Annotated in this window: 17 protein-coding genes; 6 read left to right on the top strand and 11 right to left on the bottom strand. The window is 38.1% G+C overall.

From position 1 onward, the window contains the following. Positions 1-15 precede the first annotated feature (15 nt). Genes CH354_RS11725 through CH354_RS11715 form a run of 3 tightly spaced genes read right to left on the bottom strand, consistent with a single transcriptional unit; the run spans position 16 to position 3,193 of the window. Positions 16-777 (bottom strand): ABC transporter permease, encoded by a 762-nt coding sequence (locus tag CH354_RS11725; protein ID WP_100727058.1) that lies wholly within the window; start codon positions 775-777, stop codon positions 16-18. Beyond that, entirely contained in the window at positions 774-1,700 is a 927-nt protein-coding gene (locus CH354_RS11720; protein ID WP_100766486.1) for an ABC transporter ATP-binding protein, read from the bottom strand. Before CH354_RS11720 ends, CH354_RS11725 begins: the two co-directional genes overlap by 4 nt. Beyond that, positions 1,697-3,193 carry an ABC-F family ATP-binding cassette domain-containing protein gene (locus CH354_RS11715; RefSeq protein WP_100727059.1) on the bottom strand — a complete coding sequence of 499 codons (1,497 nt, stop codon included), beginning with the start codon at positions 3,191-3,193 and terminating at the stop codon, positions 1,697-1,699. The genes CH354_RS11720 and CH354_RS11715 overlap by 4 nt, the downstream gene beginning before the upstream one ends. Before the next feature lie 186 nt (positions 3,194-3,379). Between CH354_RS11715 and CH354_RS11710 the strand changes: the two genes are divergently transcribed. Then, a complete protein-coding gene (locus CH354_RS11710; RefSeq protein ID WP_100727060.1) occupies positions 3,380-4,129 on the top strand; it encodes an adhesin OmpL37 family surface protein in 750 nt (249 codons plus the stop codon). Positions 4,130-4,171: 42 nt separating this feature from the next. Here the strand turns inward: CH354_RS11710 and purT are convergent, their stop codons facing one another. The 6 genes from purT to CH354_RS11680 are packed head-to-tail and all read right to left on the bottom strand — an operon-like array spanning position 4,172 to position 9,534. After that, entirely contained in the window at positions 4,172-5,350 is a 1,179-nt protein-coding gene (gene purT / locus CH354_RS11705) for a formate-dependent phosphoribosylglycinamide formyltransferase (protein WP_100727061.1), read from the bottom strand. A 45-nt stretch (positions 5,351-5,395) separates the two neighbouring features. Continuing rightward, entirely contained in the window at positions 5,396-5,866 is a 471-nt protein-coding gene (locus tag CH354_RS11700; RefSeq protein WP_100727135.1) for an ankyrin repeat domain-containing protein, read from the bottom strand. 12 nt (positions 5,867-5,878) lie between these two features. Further along, a complete protein-coding gene (locus CH354_RS11695) occupies positions 5,879-6,691 on the bottom strand; it encodes a helix-turn-helix domain-containing protein (RefSeq protein WP_100728711.1) in 813 nt (270 codons plus the stop codon). Between the two features lie 33 nt (positions 6,692-6,724). Further along, positions 6,725-8,929: a heavy metal translocating P-type ATPase gene (locus CH354_RS11690; protein ID WP_100728717.1), complete on the bottom strand. Its 2,205-nt coding sequence runs from the start codon at positions 8,927-8,929 to the stop codon at positions 6,725-6,727. Further along, the gene (locus CH354_RS11685) at positions 8,913-9,116 is read right to left on the bottom strand and encodes a heavy-metal-associated domain-containing protein (protein ID WP_100716588.1); all 204 of its coding nucleotides are present in this window, start codon (positions 9,114-9,116) and stop codon (positions 8,913-8,915) included. The genes CH354_RS11690 and CH354_RS11685 overlap by 17 nt, the downstream gene beginning before the upstream one ends. Continuing rightward, on the bottom strand, positions 9,109-9,534 hold the full coding sequence (locus CH354_RS11680; protein ID WP_100728712.1) for a hypothetical protein: 426 nt from the start codon (positions 9,532-9,534) through the stop codon (positions 9,109-9,111). Before CH354_RS11680 ends, CH354_RS11685 begins: the two co-directional genes overlap by 8 nt. A gap of 132 nt (positions 9,535-9,666) precedes the next feature. Here CH354_RS11680 and cueR point away from each other — a divergent pair, with 132 nt between their 5' ends. After that, positions 9,667-10,056 carry a Cu(I)-responsive transcriptional regulator gene (cueR, locus tag CH354_RS11675; RefSeq protein ID WP_100728713.1) on the top strand — a complete coding sequence of 130 codons (390 nt, stop codon included), beginning with the start codon at positions 9,667-9,669 and terminating at the stop codon, positions 10,054-10,056. Between the two features lie 10 nt (positions 10,057-10,066). Here cueR and CH354_RS11670 read toward each other — a convergent pair whose 3' ends face one another. Beyond that, complete coding sequence (locus tag CH354_RS11670; RefSeq protein WP_100728718.1) at positions 10,067-11,182, bottom strand: GDSL family lipase; 1,116 nt, start codon at positions 11,180-11,182, stop codon at positions 10,067-10,069. Between the two features lie 45 nt (positions 11,183-11,227). Here CH354_RS11670 and CH354_RS11665 point away from each other — a divergent pair, with 45 nt between their 5' ends. Together CH354_RS11665 and CH354_RS11660 are read left to right on the top strand one after the other, a co-directional pair. Continuing rightward, positions 11,228-12,646: an LA_3751/LA_3752 family putative glycosyltransferase gene (locus tag CH354_RS11665; protein ID WP_100728714.1), complete on the top strand. Its 1,419-nt coding sequence runs from the start codon at positions 11,228-11,230 to the stop codon at positions 12,644-12,646. A 52-nt stretch (positions 12,647-12,698) separates the two neighbouring features. After that, a complete protein-coding gene (locus CH354_RS11660; RefSeq protein ID WP_100728715.1) occupies positions 12,699-13,613 on the top strand; it encodes a hypothetical protein in 915 nt (304 codons plus the stop codon). On the opposite strand, the gene CH354_RS11655 is transcribed toward CH354_RS11660, so the two are convergent. Beyond that, positions 13,610-13,915, bottom strand: coding sequence for a hypothetical protein (locus tag CH354_RS11655; protein ID WP_100716592.1), 306 nt, complete (start codon positions 13,913-13,915; stop codon positions 13,610-13,612). The two genes, CH354_RS11660 and CH354_RS11655, sit on opposite strands and share 4 nt — an antisense overlap. Positions 13,916-13,976: 61 nt before the next feature. Between CH354_RS11655 and CH354_RS11650 the strand changes: the two genes are divergently transcribed. Together CH354_RS11650 and CH354_RS11645 are read left to right on the top strand one after the other, a co-directional pair. Beyond that, the gene (locus tag CH354_RS11650) at positions 13,977-14,309 is read left to right on the top strand and encodes an STAS domain-containing protein (protein WP_100716593.1); all 333 of its coding nucleotides are present in this window, start codon (positions 13,977-13,979) and stop codon (positions 14,307-14,309) included. A gap of 91 nt (positions 14,310-14,400) precedes the next feature. Continuing rightward, a complete protein-coding gene (locus CH354_RS11645; RefSeq protein WP_100727067.1) occupies positions 14,401-15,519 on the top strand; it encodes a hypothetical protein in 1,119 nt (372 codons plus the stop codon). Positions 15,520-15,528 lie beyond the last annotated feature (9 nt).

The raw sequence follows: 15,528 nt of genomic DNA, 5'->3' as shown, positions 1-15,528 counted from the left end.
AAAGGATTAGGGTTCTTAATTTTTGATTTTATACCCAGTGCGAAAGATGAGCCATGTGACTGCCAAACAAACCGAAAGGAACACAAGGATCATCCCAATACTCACAGACAAAGCCACATCCGCTCGTTCAAAAAAACTATAACGAAACCCACTCACCAAATACAAAACTGGGTTAAACATACTGATTTTTTGCCAAAAACTTGGTAACATTTGGATCGAATAAAAACTCCCCCCGAGAAATACAAGAGGTGTGATCACAAGCATCGGAATCATTTGTAATTTTTCAAAACTGTCTGCCCATATCCCAATCACAAACCCAAACAAACTAAAACTAATGCAGGTGAGTAAGAGAAAAAATACCATCAGGAATGGATGGTCAATGCGAATGGGAACAAAAAAGGAAGCGGTAATGAGCATAAGAATTCCCAACATGAGAGACTTGGTTGCCGCAGCTCCCACATACCCAATCACAACTTCCCACATCGTCACAGGTGCCGAAAGGATTTCATAAATGGTTCCATTGAACTTGGGAAAATAAATCCCAAAGGATGCATTGGAAATACTTTCCGTGAGGAGGGATAACATCACAAGGCCCGGCACAATAAAACTTCCATAATGGATTCCGTCAATTTCTTGGATCCGAGACCCAATGGCAGATCCAAACACAATGAAGTACAAAGATGTGGAAAGAACTGGAGAGGCTATACTTTGTAATAGAGTACGAAATGTACGAGCCATTTCAAATCGATAAATTGCTTGGATGGCATGGAAATTCATACGGTCTCCTGTAATAACTGAACAAAAATTTCTTCTAAGCTACTTTGTTTTGTGCTCAAATCACTGAATTGGATTTTTTCTTTTTTGAGATCATCCAAAAGTTTGGTCATCACACTACTATCATCCGAACGGTCATACGTGAAAACAAAGGTGGTATTGTTATCAGAAAGTTCGAGTTTGTACTTTGATAACGACTTTGGAATCGATTTGATTGATTTTTTCAATTCAATTCGCAATTGTTTGGTTCCCAATTGTTTCATGAGTTTGTCTTTGTTTTCGGTGAGGAAAATTTCACCCTTTCGGATCACAGAGATTCGGTCTGCAATTAACTCTGCCTCTTCGATATAGTGAGTTGTGAGGATGATCGTGACTCCATTGTTACGAAGGGATTCTACAATTTTCCACATATCCTTACGGAGTTCCACATCCACACCAGCACTTGGTTCATCCAAAAACAAAATTTTTGGTTCGTGTGACAATGCTTTGGCGATGAGCACCCGGCGTTTCATTCCACCAGATAAAGTCATAATCCTTTGGTCTTTTTTGTCCCAAAGGGAAAGTGATTTTAATACTTCTTCGATGTATTTTGGATTAGCCGGTTTTCCATACAACCCCCGTGTAAAACTCACACTCGCCCAAACGGTTTCAAACGCATGGACACTGAGCTCTTGTGGGACAAGACCAATCAGAGATCTTGTTTTTTTAAATTCTTGGATGATATCATGCCCATCCACTTTCACCTCACCGGCACTAGGTGAGACAATGCCACAGATCAAATTGATCAGAGTGGTTTTCCCGGCACCATTCGGTCCAAGTAGGGCATGGATTTCTCCCTCGCCCACTTCCCAATTTACGGTTTTCAGTGCTTGGAATCCATTGTCATAGGACTTGGAAACTTGTTTTACAGTTAGGATTGGTTTCAAACGGTTTCATCCTTCCAGCCAATGTCACTGAGGAAGTCGTCATAACCACCATCATAGACAAAAACTCGGTCATCATCGAATACAATGAGTTTTGTGGCTACAGCGCGCAAGTGCATTTCGTTGTGGGTGACCATGATGACAGATCCATCAAAGTTATCAATCGCCTCAATGAGGGAGTCACAGGATTGCATATCCAAGTGGTTTGTTGGCTCATCTAAGTAAAGTAAGTGGCATGGGGTCACAAGGATTTTTCCAAGTAAAACTCGGCTCTTTTCACCCCCAGAAAGCACTTTGATTTTCTTCAGTGCGAGGTCTTCTGAAAACATCAAACCACCGGCAATGTTACGAGCTTTCCCTTCTGAACAGTTGGGGTCAGCACTCATGATCTCTTGGACAACCGTATTACTTTCGTTCATATTCAATTTGTTAGTCTGTCCAAAGTATCCTTCTTTTAAGATGGGGTGTTTTTTTACACTTCCCGTTACAGGAGTGAGTTCACCTGCAATCAATTTTAGAAGGGTTGATTTTCCTTTCCCGTTTTTTCCGATGATACAAATCCGATCTTCAGGCCCAACACTGATGGAAAAATTTTCAAATAAATACGGAGATTTTCCATCATAGGAAAATGATACATCCTCTACGCTTAACATTTGGTTGGCGGAAAAAGGTGCACTGTTAAAATACAATTCCATATCTTCGATGGTATCGAGTGCCTTCATCTCACCTTGTTTTTCTAATTTTTTGACACGTGATTGTGTGCGACTTGCAAAACTCGCTTTTGCTTTAAACTTCGCGATGAACATCTCTTCTTGTTTGCGTTTTTTTGCCTCGTTCAGTCGAGTTTTTTCATAAATTTCTTCAGCTTGGTTGATTTGTGTGTATAACTTTTCTGTATCACCTTGCACTTTGATTGCCTTTGTGCGGTGGATAGCCACTGTATGAGTCACAACACTGTCCATAAAACTTCTGTCGTGAGTGATGAGAATGATTTCTCCTTCCCATTCTCGAAGGAATTCCTCTAACCAACGTATGGTGACAATGTCCAAGTAGTTGTTTGGTTCATCTAATATGAGCATGTCGGGTGCAGATACTAAAAGTTTTGCCAAGTTCATACGGATTTGGTACCCACCCGAAAATTCATCGGGGCTACGTTCCATGTCTTTTTCGGAGAACCCAAGTCCAAATAAAATCCTCTCGACTTTCCAAGTTTCGTACTCATCCCCTTCTGGTAAACCTAGTGCACATTCTTCGAGTACGGTTGGTTTGGTGAAGACCAAATGTTGTTCTAAATGGCCAATGCGGTATCCCTTGGGGATGGTGATGTTTCCCGAATCGGGTTCTGTTTTTCCTTGGATGATTTGGACAAGGGTTGATTTTCCATGTCCGTTACGCCCGACGAGGCCCACCCTTTCCCCGCGATTCACACTGAATTGTAAGTCATCAAATAAAACGTTTCCATTGAATTGTTTGTTTAAGCCAGATATTTTGATCATATAATTTCCGAAGGGAGAGTAGAGATAAAACCAAGATGCAAAAAGTATCCGAAAGGACGAGTAGAAAGAACTGGAATTAACTGTGTTTTTTAAGGATTTGGTGAAAAATTTCTGACATAATTACAAAGGAACAAACGTTTGAAATTATGAACTTTTTTTGACCACTGAAGAAGCCGAAACTCTACTGTGCGAACTTATCTTTTGTGTATATTAGGAGGCCTTTGTTTATTCGGAGTGGACTCGTCTTACTCCAATGGAAACTTACAGGTGGCCTTTGGCGCAGAAGAAAACTACCTCCTCGTTCGTTCCCTCGATTCCAGTATCATCCATTTAGGTGATGCAGAAGATAAATTGGAATACCGATCCATTATCGATGAATACTTACGTTTCAAAAGCCTTCATATCCAAGGAAATTATGGAGAAGCCTACCTTGCCGTTCGTTCCACTCAATACAAACTCATACAACTCTACGACAAAATTCTTACAAAAAACATAACACTTGTTCGCAGTGAACTTGAGATACTCGGTAGAAAAGCAAGAGACAAAGAAAAAGCACAAACAAAGGCTTTTTTACGTTTGGCGTTACGTGACGTAAGTGAAGCGGAACAAAAATTGGTGATGGCAAGGAACATGCGTCCCTATTTGTATCTTTTGAAACTGCGAGAAATGTTATTTGCTCTGAAGATTTTAAAACATTCAGGGAAGTTTGTTATTTTTTTGAATTTACTCCATGATGGCCAGTACATGGATTCCATAGAGTTTTATGATTTTGATACCATTGAATCAGAACTCATCCGTGGTTTTGGTTCGAGTTCCAAATACCTCGCCATCCATTACGACAATGCCTTTCTCCCTTTTCGAGAAGAAAGTATTTATGAAGACAAAATGACAAATTTCAAAACCCAAACCATCAACCAAAACGAAACACTGAAATAAAATCTGTGTTGGCTAATCGATTTATCGTTAATGGTAACCCGATTAGGAAGTTTTTAATTGGATGTAGTCCCTTGCACGATTCGCTTTTTCTTTTGCTTCCTCAATGGATTTGCCGAGAGCTAAACTAACACCCATTCGGCGTTTCCCAATCACTTCTGGTTTTCCGAAGATACGAATGTCAACTCCTGGAATCGACAAAGCTTCTTTTAAACCCACGTATTCTGGTGACTTGGTATCCCCTTCGAGCAAAATCGCAGAACTAGCAGCAGGTGTTTGGAAGATGAGTTCAGGGATTGGTAGGCCAAGAAGTGCTCTCGCATGTAACGAAAATTCAGAAATATTTTGAGAGATGAGGGTGACAAGGCCTGTATCATGTGGTCTTGGAGAAACCTCACTAAAGTACACTTCGTCCCCTTTGACAAAAAGTTCCACACCAAAAATTCCGAAACCACCAAGCCCTGTGGTGACTTTTTCAGCAATTTGTTTTGCGGATTCTAATGCTAAATTTGACATAGGTTGGGGCATCCAAGACTCCACATAATCCCCGTTTACTTGTCTATGCCCGATTGGTGGTAAAAAACTTGTGCCACCAATGTGACGGATAGTGAGTAAGGTAATTTCAAAATCAAAAGGAATAAATTCTTCGATGATCATCTTTCCTTTGCCTGTACGACCACCCGTTTGGCCATACTCCCATGCTTTGTGGATGTCGGATTCTGTTTTGATGAGACTCTGTCCTTTACCAGAAGAACTCATGATGGGTTTTACCACACAAGGAAATCCTATCGTATGGATGGCTTTTGTAAAATCATCTTCTGTGTCTGCAAAAAGATAAGCAGATGTTTTTAAACCTAATTCTTTTGCTACGAAGTTTCGAATTCCCTCACGGTTCATTGTGAGGTTAACTGCTTTGGCACTGGGAATGATTTTAAATCCTTCGGATTCCAAACGGACTAAAGTTTCTGTATGGATGGCTTCTATTTCAGGCACAACATAATTTGGCTTTAACTCGCGTATGGTGGCTTCTAATTCTTTCGGATCGAGCATATTGATGACACGAGATTCTTGTGCCACAAGCATTGCAGGTGCATTTGGATAACGATCCACAGCGATGACATGGACACCCAATCGATTGGCTTCAATCGCTACCTCCTTTCCTAATTCTCCTGAACCAAGAAGGAGGAGTTTTGTTGCCTGTTTCGTAAATGGTGTTCCTATCATAATCGTAAAGATTTCGATACCTAGTTGTACGACAAGAACGAATCGTTACATCAGATAACGTTTTCCGAGTTTGTCTCTTTGGTAAATATTGGCACCCATGCGGATGAGTAAGTCAGACAATTCTCCGAGACCATCAAAACTATTGGCAATGTGAAGTGCAGTGACACCACTCGGATCTGCTGCATTGGGGTTTGCGCCTGCATATAATAATGTTTCCACTGCTTCGATATTTCCTGATTCAGCTGCTTTATGAATTGGATACAAACCCATGTTATCTGGTTCGTCTGGGTTCAGACCAATGGCGAGTAATCGTTTTAAAAAATAGAGATCGGATACCTCAACCACTGCAAGCCCAAGTAACAAAGCCGACTCAGTTAAACAAATTTTTTTTAATTCTACATCGGATAACAATAAATCAAAACTATCTCTGTCACCCCTAGTGATAGCAGAACACAAACTGCGAAGTCGAATATTGGATTTTGATTTCAATGCGAAATCGATTATGTTTTGGATCATACCCATATCGTATCACTTTTCCTTGTTTGTTTGCTTGTAAAAATGAGACATTTTTTCATATTCTGCAAACCAATCTTTTGGGATCGTACCCGAATTTCGTTTAAAATCATGGTTAAAATGGGACTGGTCTGCATATTCAAAATTCTGCGCGATATCAGTTAGACGAAGATTCGGATTGTTTGTTTGGTAATGTTCGGGATTCCTTACAAGAGTTAAAACACGATGGACAGAACGGTATTCGGATGGATTGAGTCCAATAACTTCCTGGAATTTTCGTTCCAATTGTTTCCTGGAGATGCCTAATTTTTTTGCAAGGGAATTGATACTAGTTTTGGGTTGGTTCAGTTCCATCAGTGCAAATCGAACATAGGTTGGAACTTCTGTTTGTTTCCCTGGAAAGTTTTTTAAATACTCAGACAAGGATTGGATGATATCCGTTTCTTCTACGTTTACTCTTTGGAAAATTATCTCCAATTCAGAGTTAGGTGGTATTTCAGGGAATTGATTTTTTAGAGGCAAACCTTGTTTGGAAAATAGCGCATACAAAGATGCCACATAAAAACGGATGGAAACCAAGTTTAATTGGGAAGGTGAAAGAACACGCCACCTTCTTGTTTGTGGACCAACCAAATGGGATTTTGGCAATAAAAAGGTCTCACCCGATTCTGTTTCTACCATAGGTGGTTCTCCCAAATGAAACACCATCTCACATTCGTAAGACGGTATGATCCAAGGGAGTTCATTTGATTTTACCTCCCTCCAAATCCAAAACTCTTTGATAAAAGTTTCCCATTCAAAAGGAGGTTTTAAAAACAAAATATCCACAAAAAGGTTCCTAGTGTTTCTCTCTTTTTTTAGTTATTTCCATCGACTCATGCGAAGGGCATTGAAGACAACAGAGACAGAACTAAACGCCATTGCAGCACCACTCACCCATGGAGCAAGTAAACCGGAAGCAGCAATCGGAATTCCGAGTAAATTATACCCCAAAGCCCAACCAAAATTTTGGCGGATATTAAGAACCGTATCCTTTCCGATTTTGATCAAATCCACAATCCTTTGGATATCACCATTCACAAGTACAACATCCGCAGTGCTGATTGCAATGTCAGATCCAGTTCCCATCGCAATTCCTACACCAGCAGAAGCAAGAGCAGGAGCATCATTGATCCCATCTCCCACCATGGCACTATGGATATTGGAATCCTTCAGTTGTTTTATGATTTTTGCTTTTTCTTCGGGTAACAAACTGGAATATACTGCAGTGATGCCCACAAGTTTGGCGACTTTGTTTGCAGCGATTGGATTGTCTCCTGTTAAAAGGACGGGTTCTACTCCAATAGAACGTAAGTCGTCAATCGCTTGTTTTGCGGATTCACGAACTTGGTCTTCGATGCGAAAAACAATCATCCCATCGATCTTCCCTTTGATTCCAACAAATACCAAACTCACACCTTCACTAATCCACTCTTCGACACCAGTTTTGATATCGAGTGGAATCAAAAACCCCTTCTCTTCCGCAAACAATTGTTTGCCGGCATAATACAAATTGCCTTCGATTTCAGTTTGGATTCCCCCACCAGGAGAAGTGTTAGTTTTTACAATCCCAAGATCACTAGAATAAAAGTTTTTCTCTTTTCCAAAGTCCAAAATGGCTTTTGCCAAAGGGTGATCGGATGTTTCTTCCATTGCAAGCACATGACCAAATACCAAGGATTTTTGATCTTCCGAAACACCAGTGGCGAGAACACCTGTTACTTTAGGTTTTCCTTCTGTGAGAGTCCCCGTTTTATCAAAGAAGATCATATTGATCTTTGCAACTGATTCCAATGCCTCTGCACTACGAAAGAGTATCCCTCGTTTGGCAGCCCGTCCCGTTCCAACAAGGAGTGAGATCGGAGTTGCAAGTCCAAGTGCACAAGGACATGCAATCACAAGGATGGCGATACTTGTTTCGATCGCATTTGTAATGTCACCTGGTGTTAGAACAAAGTACCAAACGATAAAGTCTAGGACACTAAGGGCAATGACAACAGGTACAAAGTATGCTGATATCTGGTCTGCAATTCTTTGGATCGGGGCTTTGGTTCCAAGAGATTCCTCTACTGATTTAATGATATGGGATAAAGTGGTATCATTCCCTACTTTCATGGCTTTCACAACCAGTGATCCGTTCCCATTCACTGTTCCACCGAGGATTTTATCTCCTAGTTTTTTTTCCACTGGCATACTCTCACCAGTTAACATGGATTCATCGGCAAAACTCTCTCCTTCTGCAACAATTCCATCCATTGGAAATCTTTCGAGTGCCTTAACAAGAACCAAGTCACCTTGTTTTAAGTATTCATTGGGGACTTCTGTCCAAACACCATTCGATTTTACTGTTGCAGTTTCTGGACGAAGCGAAAGTAATGCTTTTATCCCATCACTACTTTTCCCTTTAGCCATATGTTCAATCCACTTACCACCTAATATAAATGTGATGAGGACGACTGAGGTTTCAAAATATAAGTCTTTTCCAAAGATGCTATATCCAAAAGCTGCTGTTGTTCCAATCACCACTAGTACATCCATATTGGCTGTCCCATTGCGAAGTGCACGATAGGCAGATTGATAAAAAGGAAACCCTATCAAAAATTGAACAGGAGTTGCAATGATCATCTGCACCCATCGGTCCATCAAAATATGGGGCATCGGTAAAAAGGATAAAAATTGGAAATGTGTTACCATCCCATAAAACAAAGGAAGAGAAAATAAAGTCGAAAGGATAAATCGAATTTTTAAAACTCGAATGTGATCTTTCTGTTTTTTTTCTGTTTCTGATTGTTTGTTTGGATCATGTTCCGTTGCTTGGTAACCAAGTGACTCCACTGTTTTTAAGAGTGTATCAACTGGTATTTGTTCTTCTGCTCTAAGGAAAACAGATTCACGAGCAAAATTAACTCTTACTTCCGATACACCTGGGAGTTTAGAAAGGCCCTTCTCAATTCGAAGGGCACAATTCGCACAGGTCATACCAAAAAGATCTAACGTATGTTCTGTGGTTTTATTTGGCGTTTCCAAGGGTATAACCATCCTCACTCAAACGGTTTCGGAGTTTTTCCAACTCCTCTTCTGTCAGAGTCTCATTCACTGATACAATTTCATAATCTACATCAGCAGTTGCTTTTTTACCATTTTCAGCAAAAATTTTTTCTACAGTCATCTTACAATGATTACAAGTCATTCCTTCAATTTCATACTTAACCATGATGGTGCTCCTTCTTCTCTTCTTTCATTTCATTTAATGGCAGTTTGTATTTTACCTCTGCCCCTTTTTGCCCTTTCCAAACAGGAGAAAGACGTAACTCTCCTTCTGTTAGTGTCATCCCTTTGGGTAATTCACAGTAAAAGTGATCTGGATGACCAGTGCACTTCAGGCTAACTTCTTTGCCGGCATTCACAATACTAGCACTGACATTCGAATTTTTGGAAGTCGGATTTTCAAAGTTGATATCCAAAAGATACACTTTAAAGCCGAGATTCTGGTAGGCTAAAACTTCTGTGTGAAATGCGCCTGGCATCCTGATCACACCTCCATTTGGACCCGGTTTGTGTTCTCCATGCGCGGCAATGGGTTGGATTGCGAGAAACGCAGAAAAAGCAGTGATTTGAATTAGATTTTTCATTGTTTTATGTTAACTCCTTTGTTATCATGAATCCCAGTGTAAACCTTCCAATCGTTGGAAGGTCTATAGGCGATTTCTTTTTTTTTACGTTTTTTTTTTCATTTTTTTAAAAAAAATTTTAGGAGGAAAATTGTGAATATTGGGGAACTTTCCAAATCTTCCGGAGTTGGAGCAAAACTCATCCGTCATTACGAAAGTATTGGCCTGATCCCAGAGACAAGAAGGAATGACAATGGTTATCGATTGTATTCAGAAGAAGACGTACACTATGTACGGTTTATCAAACGATCAAGAGAACTTGGATTTTCGCTAGAAGACATCAAAAGTTTGTTAGGACTTTGGAAAAACAAATCCAGAAGTAGCAAACAAGTGAAACAACTTGCCGAAAAACACCTCGAAGATCTCAATTTAAAATTAAAACAAATCAAAGATATGGCAGATACCTTAAAACATTTGGTCCACAATTGCCATGGTGACCATAGGCCTGATTGTCCTATCCTAAAAAAATTAGAAATGGAATAGAAAAAAAAAGTTACATGGATTGTTTGATCACATCTGCAATCAATCGATTTGCTTTTTCATTGAAGTGGATGTCTTCTTTTTGCAAAAGTTGTTTCTGATTTCTAAAACTTTCACGCATATCGATCAAATTTACATGGTTTGATTTACTAAAGATTCGTAACTCCTGAATGAATTCTGAATCTCCAACTAACCAATTTGGATCCATCGGAAATCCTATTTTTTTGTACACAGAAAATCGTTTTGGATCAAATTCCACATCCAGCGGAATGTAAATCATTGTGAACTTCTTATGATTAGCATTTAAGTCAGAAAACAAACTTAATAATACACGTTGCCATCTTTTGAAATTCTGATTGGATACTGAATTCACATCCAAGGATTCTTTGAAATAATTTGGACTTATGGAATACAAAGTTTGAAAGGGAACAAATGTTTCCTCACCAGTTTCTTCTTTCTCAGAAGGCGGGGTACTGGGACTAGTTTGGTAGTTGGTATTTGCAAACTTTTGAATCTCAACTTCCATTCTCTTTTGGACGGAATCAAAATATTGTTTTTTCAAAACATACCAAGTGTAATTGGGAAGAAAAAATCCCAAAACTTTCGTGTACCATTTTTGTTTGTCTACGAAGTGGATATAATCAGGAGTCTCCCCTGATTCATAAATATCATTGCCATACACAACTAAGTACACATGTTCAAAAGGAATATGATTTTTGATCTCTTGAAAGATTGCATATTCATTTTCCAAGGTAAATCCAGGCATACTTACATTTGTCCATTGGCAATTTGTTTCTTCATTTAAGATTTCAGAAAATGTATCCTTCCAAAAAATACCAGAACCAAACGTTTGTGAGTCTCCTAAAAATAGAGAGTGGCAATTTGGTTTGTTTTTTACAGTTGATTCACGAATTCCAAATTTCCCAATTTTACCAGGTTCCGGTACACCTTTCCTAAAAAATGGAATTGTTTGCTCTTTGGGATAATGAAAATATCCATAAGGCAAATTGTATTGGAATTGATGTTGGTCACACCACCGTAGTCCAAAAAAAAGTGTTACCATCACAGAAAGGAATAATCCCAGTTTTAACCATGAACTCGATTTTGATTGTAAAACTACTTTTTTCATTGATGGTACTTTGATTTGATTTAATTGTGTTAGTTTCGATTGCAAATGATCCATTCTAAAAAAGCAATAGGTTTCTTTTATTGTGTTGGTTTTTTAGCCATCCTTTTTTTTTCCTACAAAACAATTCCAACCGTATCTTTCTCTGATTTTTCATTGTTTGAATGGCAACTAAAACTAGTTTTGAAAGGGTCTTTACATTTACCTTATTCCTTTCTCACTACAGATCCCAATTTAGAATTTTTCCCATTACCAAATGTTTTCTTTCACCTAACAAAAACTAACATCGATTCAACATTTCCAAATTTGTATCCTATTTTATTTTCTCCCTTTTATTGGATCGGAGGAAAATTGGGGATACAATTGATCCAATTTTTACTTTTCTTTTTGTCTATATGGCTCTTTTTTTTAATCAAACGAGACCATCTACTCTCTCTTATCCTTTTATTTGGATCTTTGATTCCCATTTATACCAATTTAATCCATGATACTATTTTTATCTTTTTCTTAGAAGTTCTCTTATTTTATAACCTCCATAAACAATACCCATTCTTTGTTTCCTTACTCAGTTTATCTTTAGTATGGATGAGACCCGAATTTGTTTTTGTGATTTGTTTACTTCCTTTTTATTTTGAATGGAAAAACATTTGGAAACAATACCTGATGTGGTTTGGATTCTTTCTTTTTCTTTTTATCACCACCAATTTTATTTTCTTTTCTACCGTTTTCCCGCTTCGTCTGCTCAAAAATTCAACTTACCACTGGAACCCAGAAATCGTGGTATATCTATTTCGATTGTTAATCGAACAAATCCCGGCATTCACTTTATTTTTAGTTTTAGTTGTCATAGGTGTTTTCCAAAAAAAATTCAAATTACAGTTTCTCATTTTAATCTTCTTTACTTGTTTGATCCTTGTATTCTCACCAAACACAGGTGGTCACAATACACCTAGATATTTATTTTGTTTAGTTCCTTTTTACGTTCTCTCATTCCATTCCAATCTTTTGGAAACATTACACCGAAAGAATTTTACAATGATTCTTGTGGTAGTACTCACAATCTATTCTGTTTACCAGTGGCAATACCAAACAAAGGAATTGCTTAAAATTTCAAAATTCCAATCCAATACATTGGCTTCATTAAACCAAATCCCAGAACAAACAATTGTATTTAATAATTCTGATTTTTCCTTTGTTGCCCTACCACTCATCGAACAAAACAAAAACCTATTTTTACTAAGGGAAAATCCTGAAAAGAATGCCTTTAGCACATTTTTGGTAAGTAACCACATCAATTCCTTTGTGTTTGTCGAATTACCTCCGTCTCCCTACGCAATCCCCAACCCACTAGTAATTCCCAATTGTGACAAGGATTGCCAATTCCACCTTGTAGACCAATCAACCTTGCCAAACGCAATGTTGCCGATTATGGTAACTCGTTACAATCGCTCATTCCCAAGAAATTAATTTCTCGCTTGATTTCTGAAATGATTGCATCCATCCTTTGCCAGGTAAAAAAATGACTCAATCAAAACAATGCCCAAGTTGTGGTAGCACCAATATATACCAAGAATCTGCAACCGTATACCGGTGTTCTGATTGTTTCGACAAACTGCCATCAGGTGCCATTTACGACACACCACCTCCCAAAGTTTATGGAACACAAAAAAATTCAGATCCCAATCAATTTACAAAATACAAATACATTATTTTGTCTGTCGTGATTGGTTGGATGATCCTGGGGAGTACATTCACCGCATTATTCCAAAACATCACAACTACATCCACACAAGTAGACGAAAGTCAAAACACCATTATTGATCCAAACAACAATCTATCCGAAATTCATCCTGAAGGGGATTTTTATTACACGAATGAATTACCTGATAGTATTGGAAATTCTTACTTTGTAGGAACATTTACAAATACGAGTGGATCTGATTTACTCATGCCAAAATTCACTGTAACCTTATTCAATGAAGATGGGTCAAGCATTGGTTCCAGTGATGGGTATGGAGAAAAAAATCTAGTCACAAATAATGAATCTGTTATATTTGAAGTTTTGTGGTCCAAAATTCCGAAATACCATCATTACGAAATTTCAGTTACCGCAACAACTCACGAGGGAGATTTAAATCGACCCGATTTGGTTTTAAAATCAATAGAACTAAAAAAAATTAAAAACAAAGGCACTATGCTAATTGGGAAAATCCAAAACCAAGGGACTACCATTGCCAACTTTACTCGCATCAAATGTTTGATCATTGGAAGTGATAATTTAGTGAGTGATTACGGAACTATTGTTTTAGAGAAAGAAGATTTTTTACCAAAGGAAACACAAAAGTTTTCCTTTGAGTTTTACCGTACAAATGAATTTCCAACTTTATACTATTGTGAAACTGATGGTATGAATAAAGAAACAAATACAAACTAATCCCATTGTTTGTGTAGGACTTGGTAAAAGTTTTCGATGGATTTGTCTAAATTATGGGATCGCCAATAAGGATTATTTTCTAGAGAGATTTGTACATGTTTCACTACACTCCGAATGAAACTGGTTCTGTCGATTTTTGATCCACTTTCAAGTTTTTCGAAAGTAGTTTGTCTAGCCGATAACTCTTTTTTCAGTGCAGAAGAAATCACCAAAACCGCATCATCTGTTGTTAGGCGGTGTTCCATTACAAGCAACTCCGCTGCTTCCTTGATCAATTTCAGTTGGCGATCACTTACGGACATAGTTGAGAAACTATTCGTACGATTTGAATCCTAAAAAACAAGACAGAATTTGTATTTTGTCATGAAAAATTCTTTCAAATTTTCCAATACGGAAAAAAAAGAGAGAACATTGGCAGTAGTGATTCAAATCAAAAACGAGGACATTTCCTTCGATGGGTTGAGTGGGTTTCGAGAAAGGATTATGTCTACCATTCAAAATTCAAAAGAAGATGTACAACTCGATTTTTCGGAGATCACGATGTCCTTGGATAGTGCAACGATTGGTGAATTGATGAAATACCATGCCGCACTTGAATCTCAAAATCTTCAGTTAAAACTATCGGGTGTGAATAAATTGATTCGAACAGTCTTTCGACTCAACAAACTCGATACCATTTTGCATCTAATCGATTAATCTACGGAAACGTACGAATTGAACTGATTCCTTCTTCCTTAGTCCCAATCCAACTTGTAAGGGTATGAAATTTGATTTCGTCGTACCTGTTATGAAGCGAACATTTTTCCTGTACCTAGTATCCATTCTACTCTTCAGCAGTTGTGAAAAAAAAGAACAAACCTCTTATTTATGGGTTTTGGCTCTTCTGGGATCAAACTCATCTCAAAACACAAATTCCATTCCGGAAACTCCAAATCCCATCCAAGACCCCACGGTTCCCACAACAATCCATCTTACCATACTCGATCCACCATCTACAGACGAGTTTTGTCCTCTGTATGGCGGAGTGTTTATCCAATACAAAAAAGGATATCTGATTACTTGTCCTCCTCATACAATGAATGCAGACTGTGTTACATTTCTTTATCACGCAGATGGATCCATAAGAACAGCTGATCCAAGAAGTTTTGTTGGTCTCTCTATGGCCGAAGATATAGAGGTCCCTGTGGAAACTTATCCATCAAACTCCAAATCAAATTTGATATGTTTTCGCCAACCATTTCCAAAAGACAAAGAACATGTCGAAATGTATAGTTTCCAACTACAAACGAATAAATTTAAAAACATCCAATGTGATTCAAGTTGGAGTGAAAATCAATGTATTGATTCTTTTCCCATTTTTGGAAAAGCAGAATTTCTAATGCCAAAGGAATTTCCAATCCTTCCTAACGATGGTGATGGACATGCAGGGTCTCATACTCTCTTGTTAAAATTTGTAACAGAAGATTCTTTTTTTACAACGTGTACATTCTTTGGAAATGAACATCGTAAATTGGAAGGTTATACAGAGAATGCATATATAGCAGGTAACCTTCAAAATGGTAGTGATCTTGGGAGTTGCAAACAATGTGAGACCAATTATTGTGGAACCACAAATCCAAACACAGGCCAACTTTATGATAATACACCAATCAATGTATTTCCTATCCCAGTTGGTACTTTGGTTACCGTACAAAAGGAAATAATTTTACAAGTGGTGAAAGGACAGGGCCCAGGCAAACATAGTGTTCGATGGAATATCAATGGATTCAACCAATATATACTTTCGAATCAAATGCCTATCTTCTTATCAAATAGTAATGTATTAATTGCATTTTTATTACCGATTTTCATCACAATGTTTGTGGTTGTATTAAAATTACAAAAACGCCGTCGACATAAACACTAAAAAGTTTCC

The sequence above is a fragment of the Leptospira levettii genome (assembly GCF_002812085.1).
Classification (GTDB): Bacteria; Spirochaetota; Leptospiria; order Leptospirales; family Leptospiraceae; genus Leptospira_A; species Leptospira_A levettii.
Note: the sequence above shows the minus strand (reverse complement) of the source record. Positions and strands in the feature narration are given on the sequence as shown.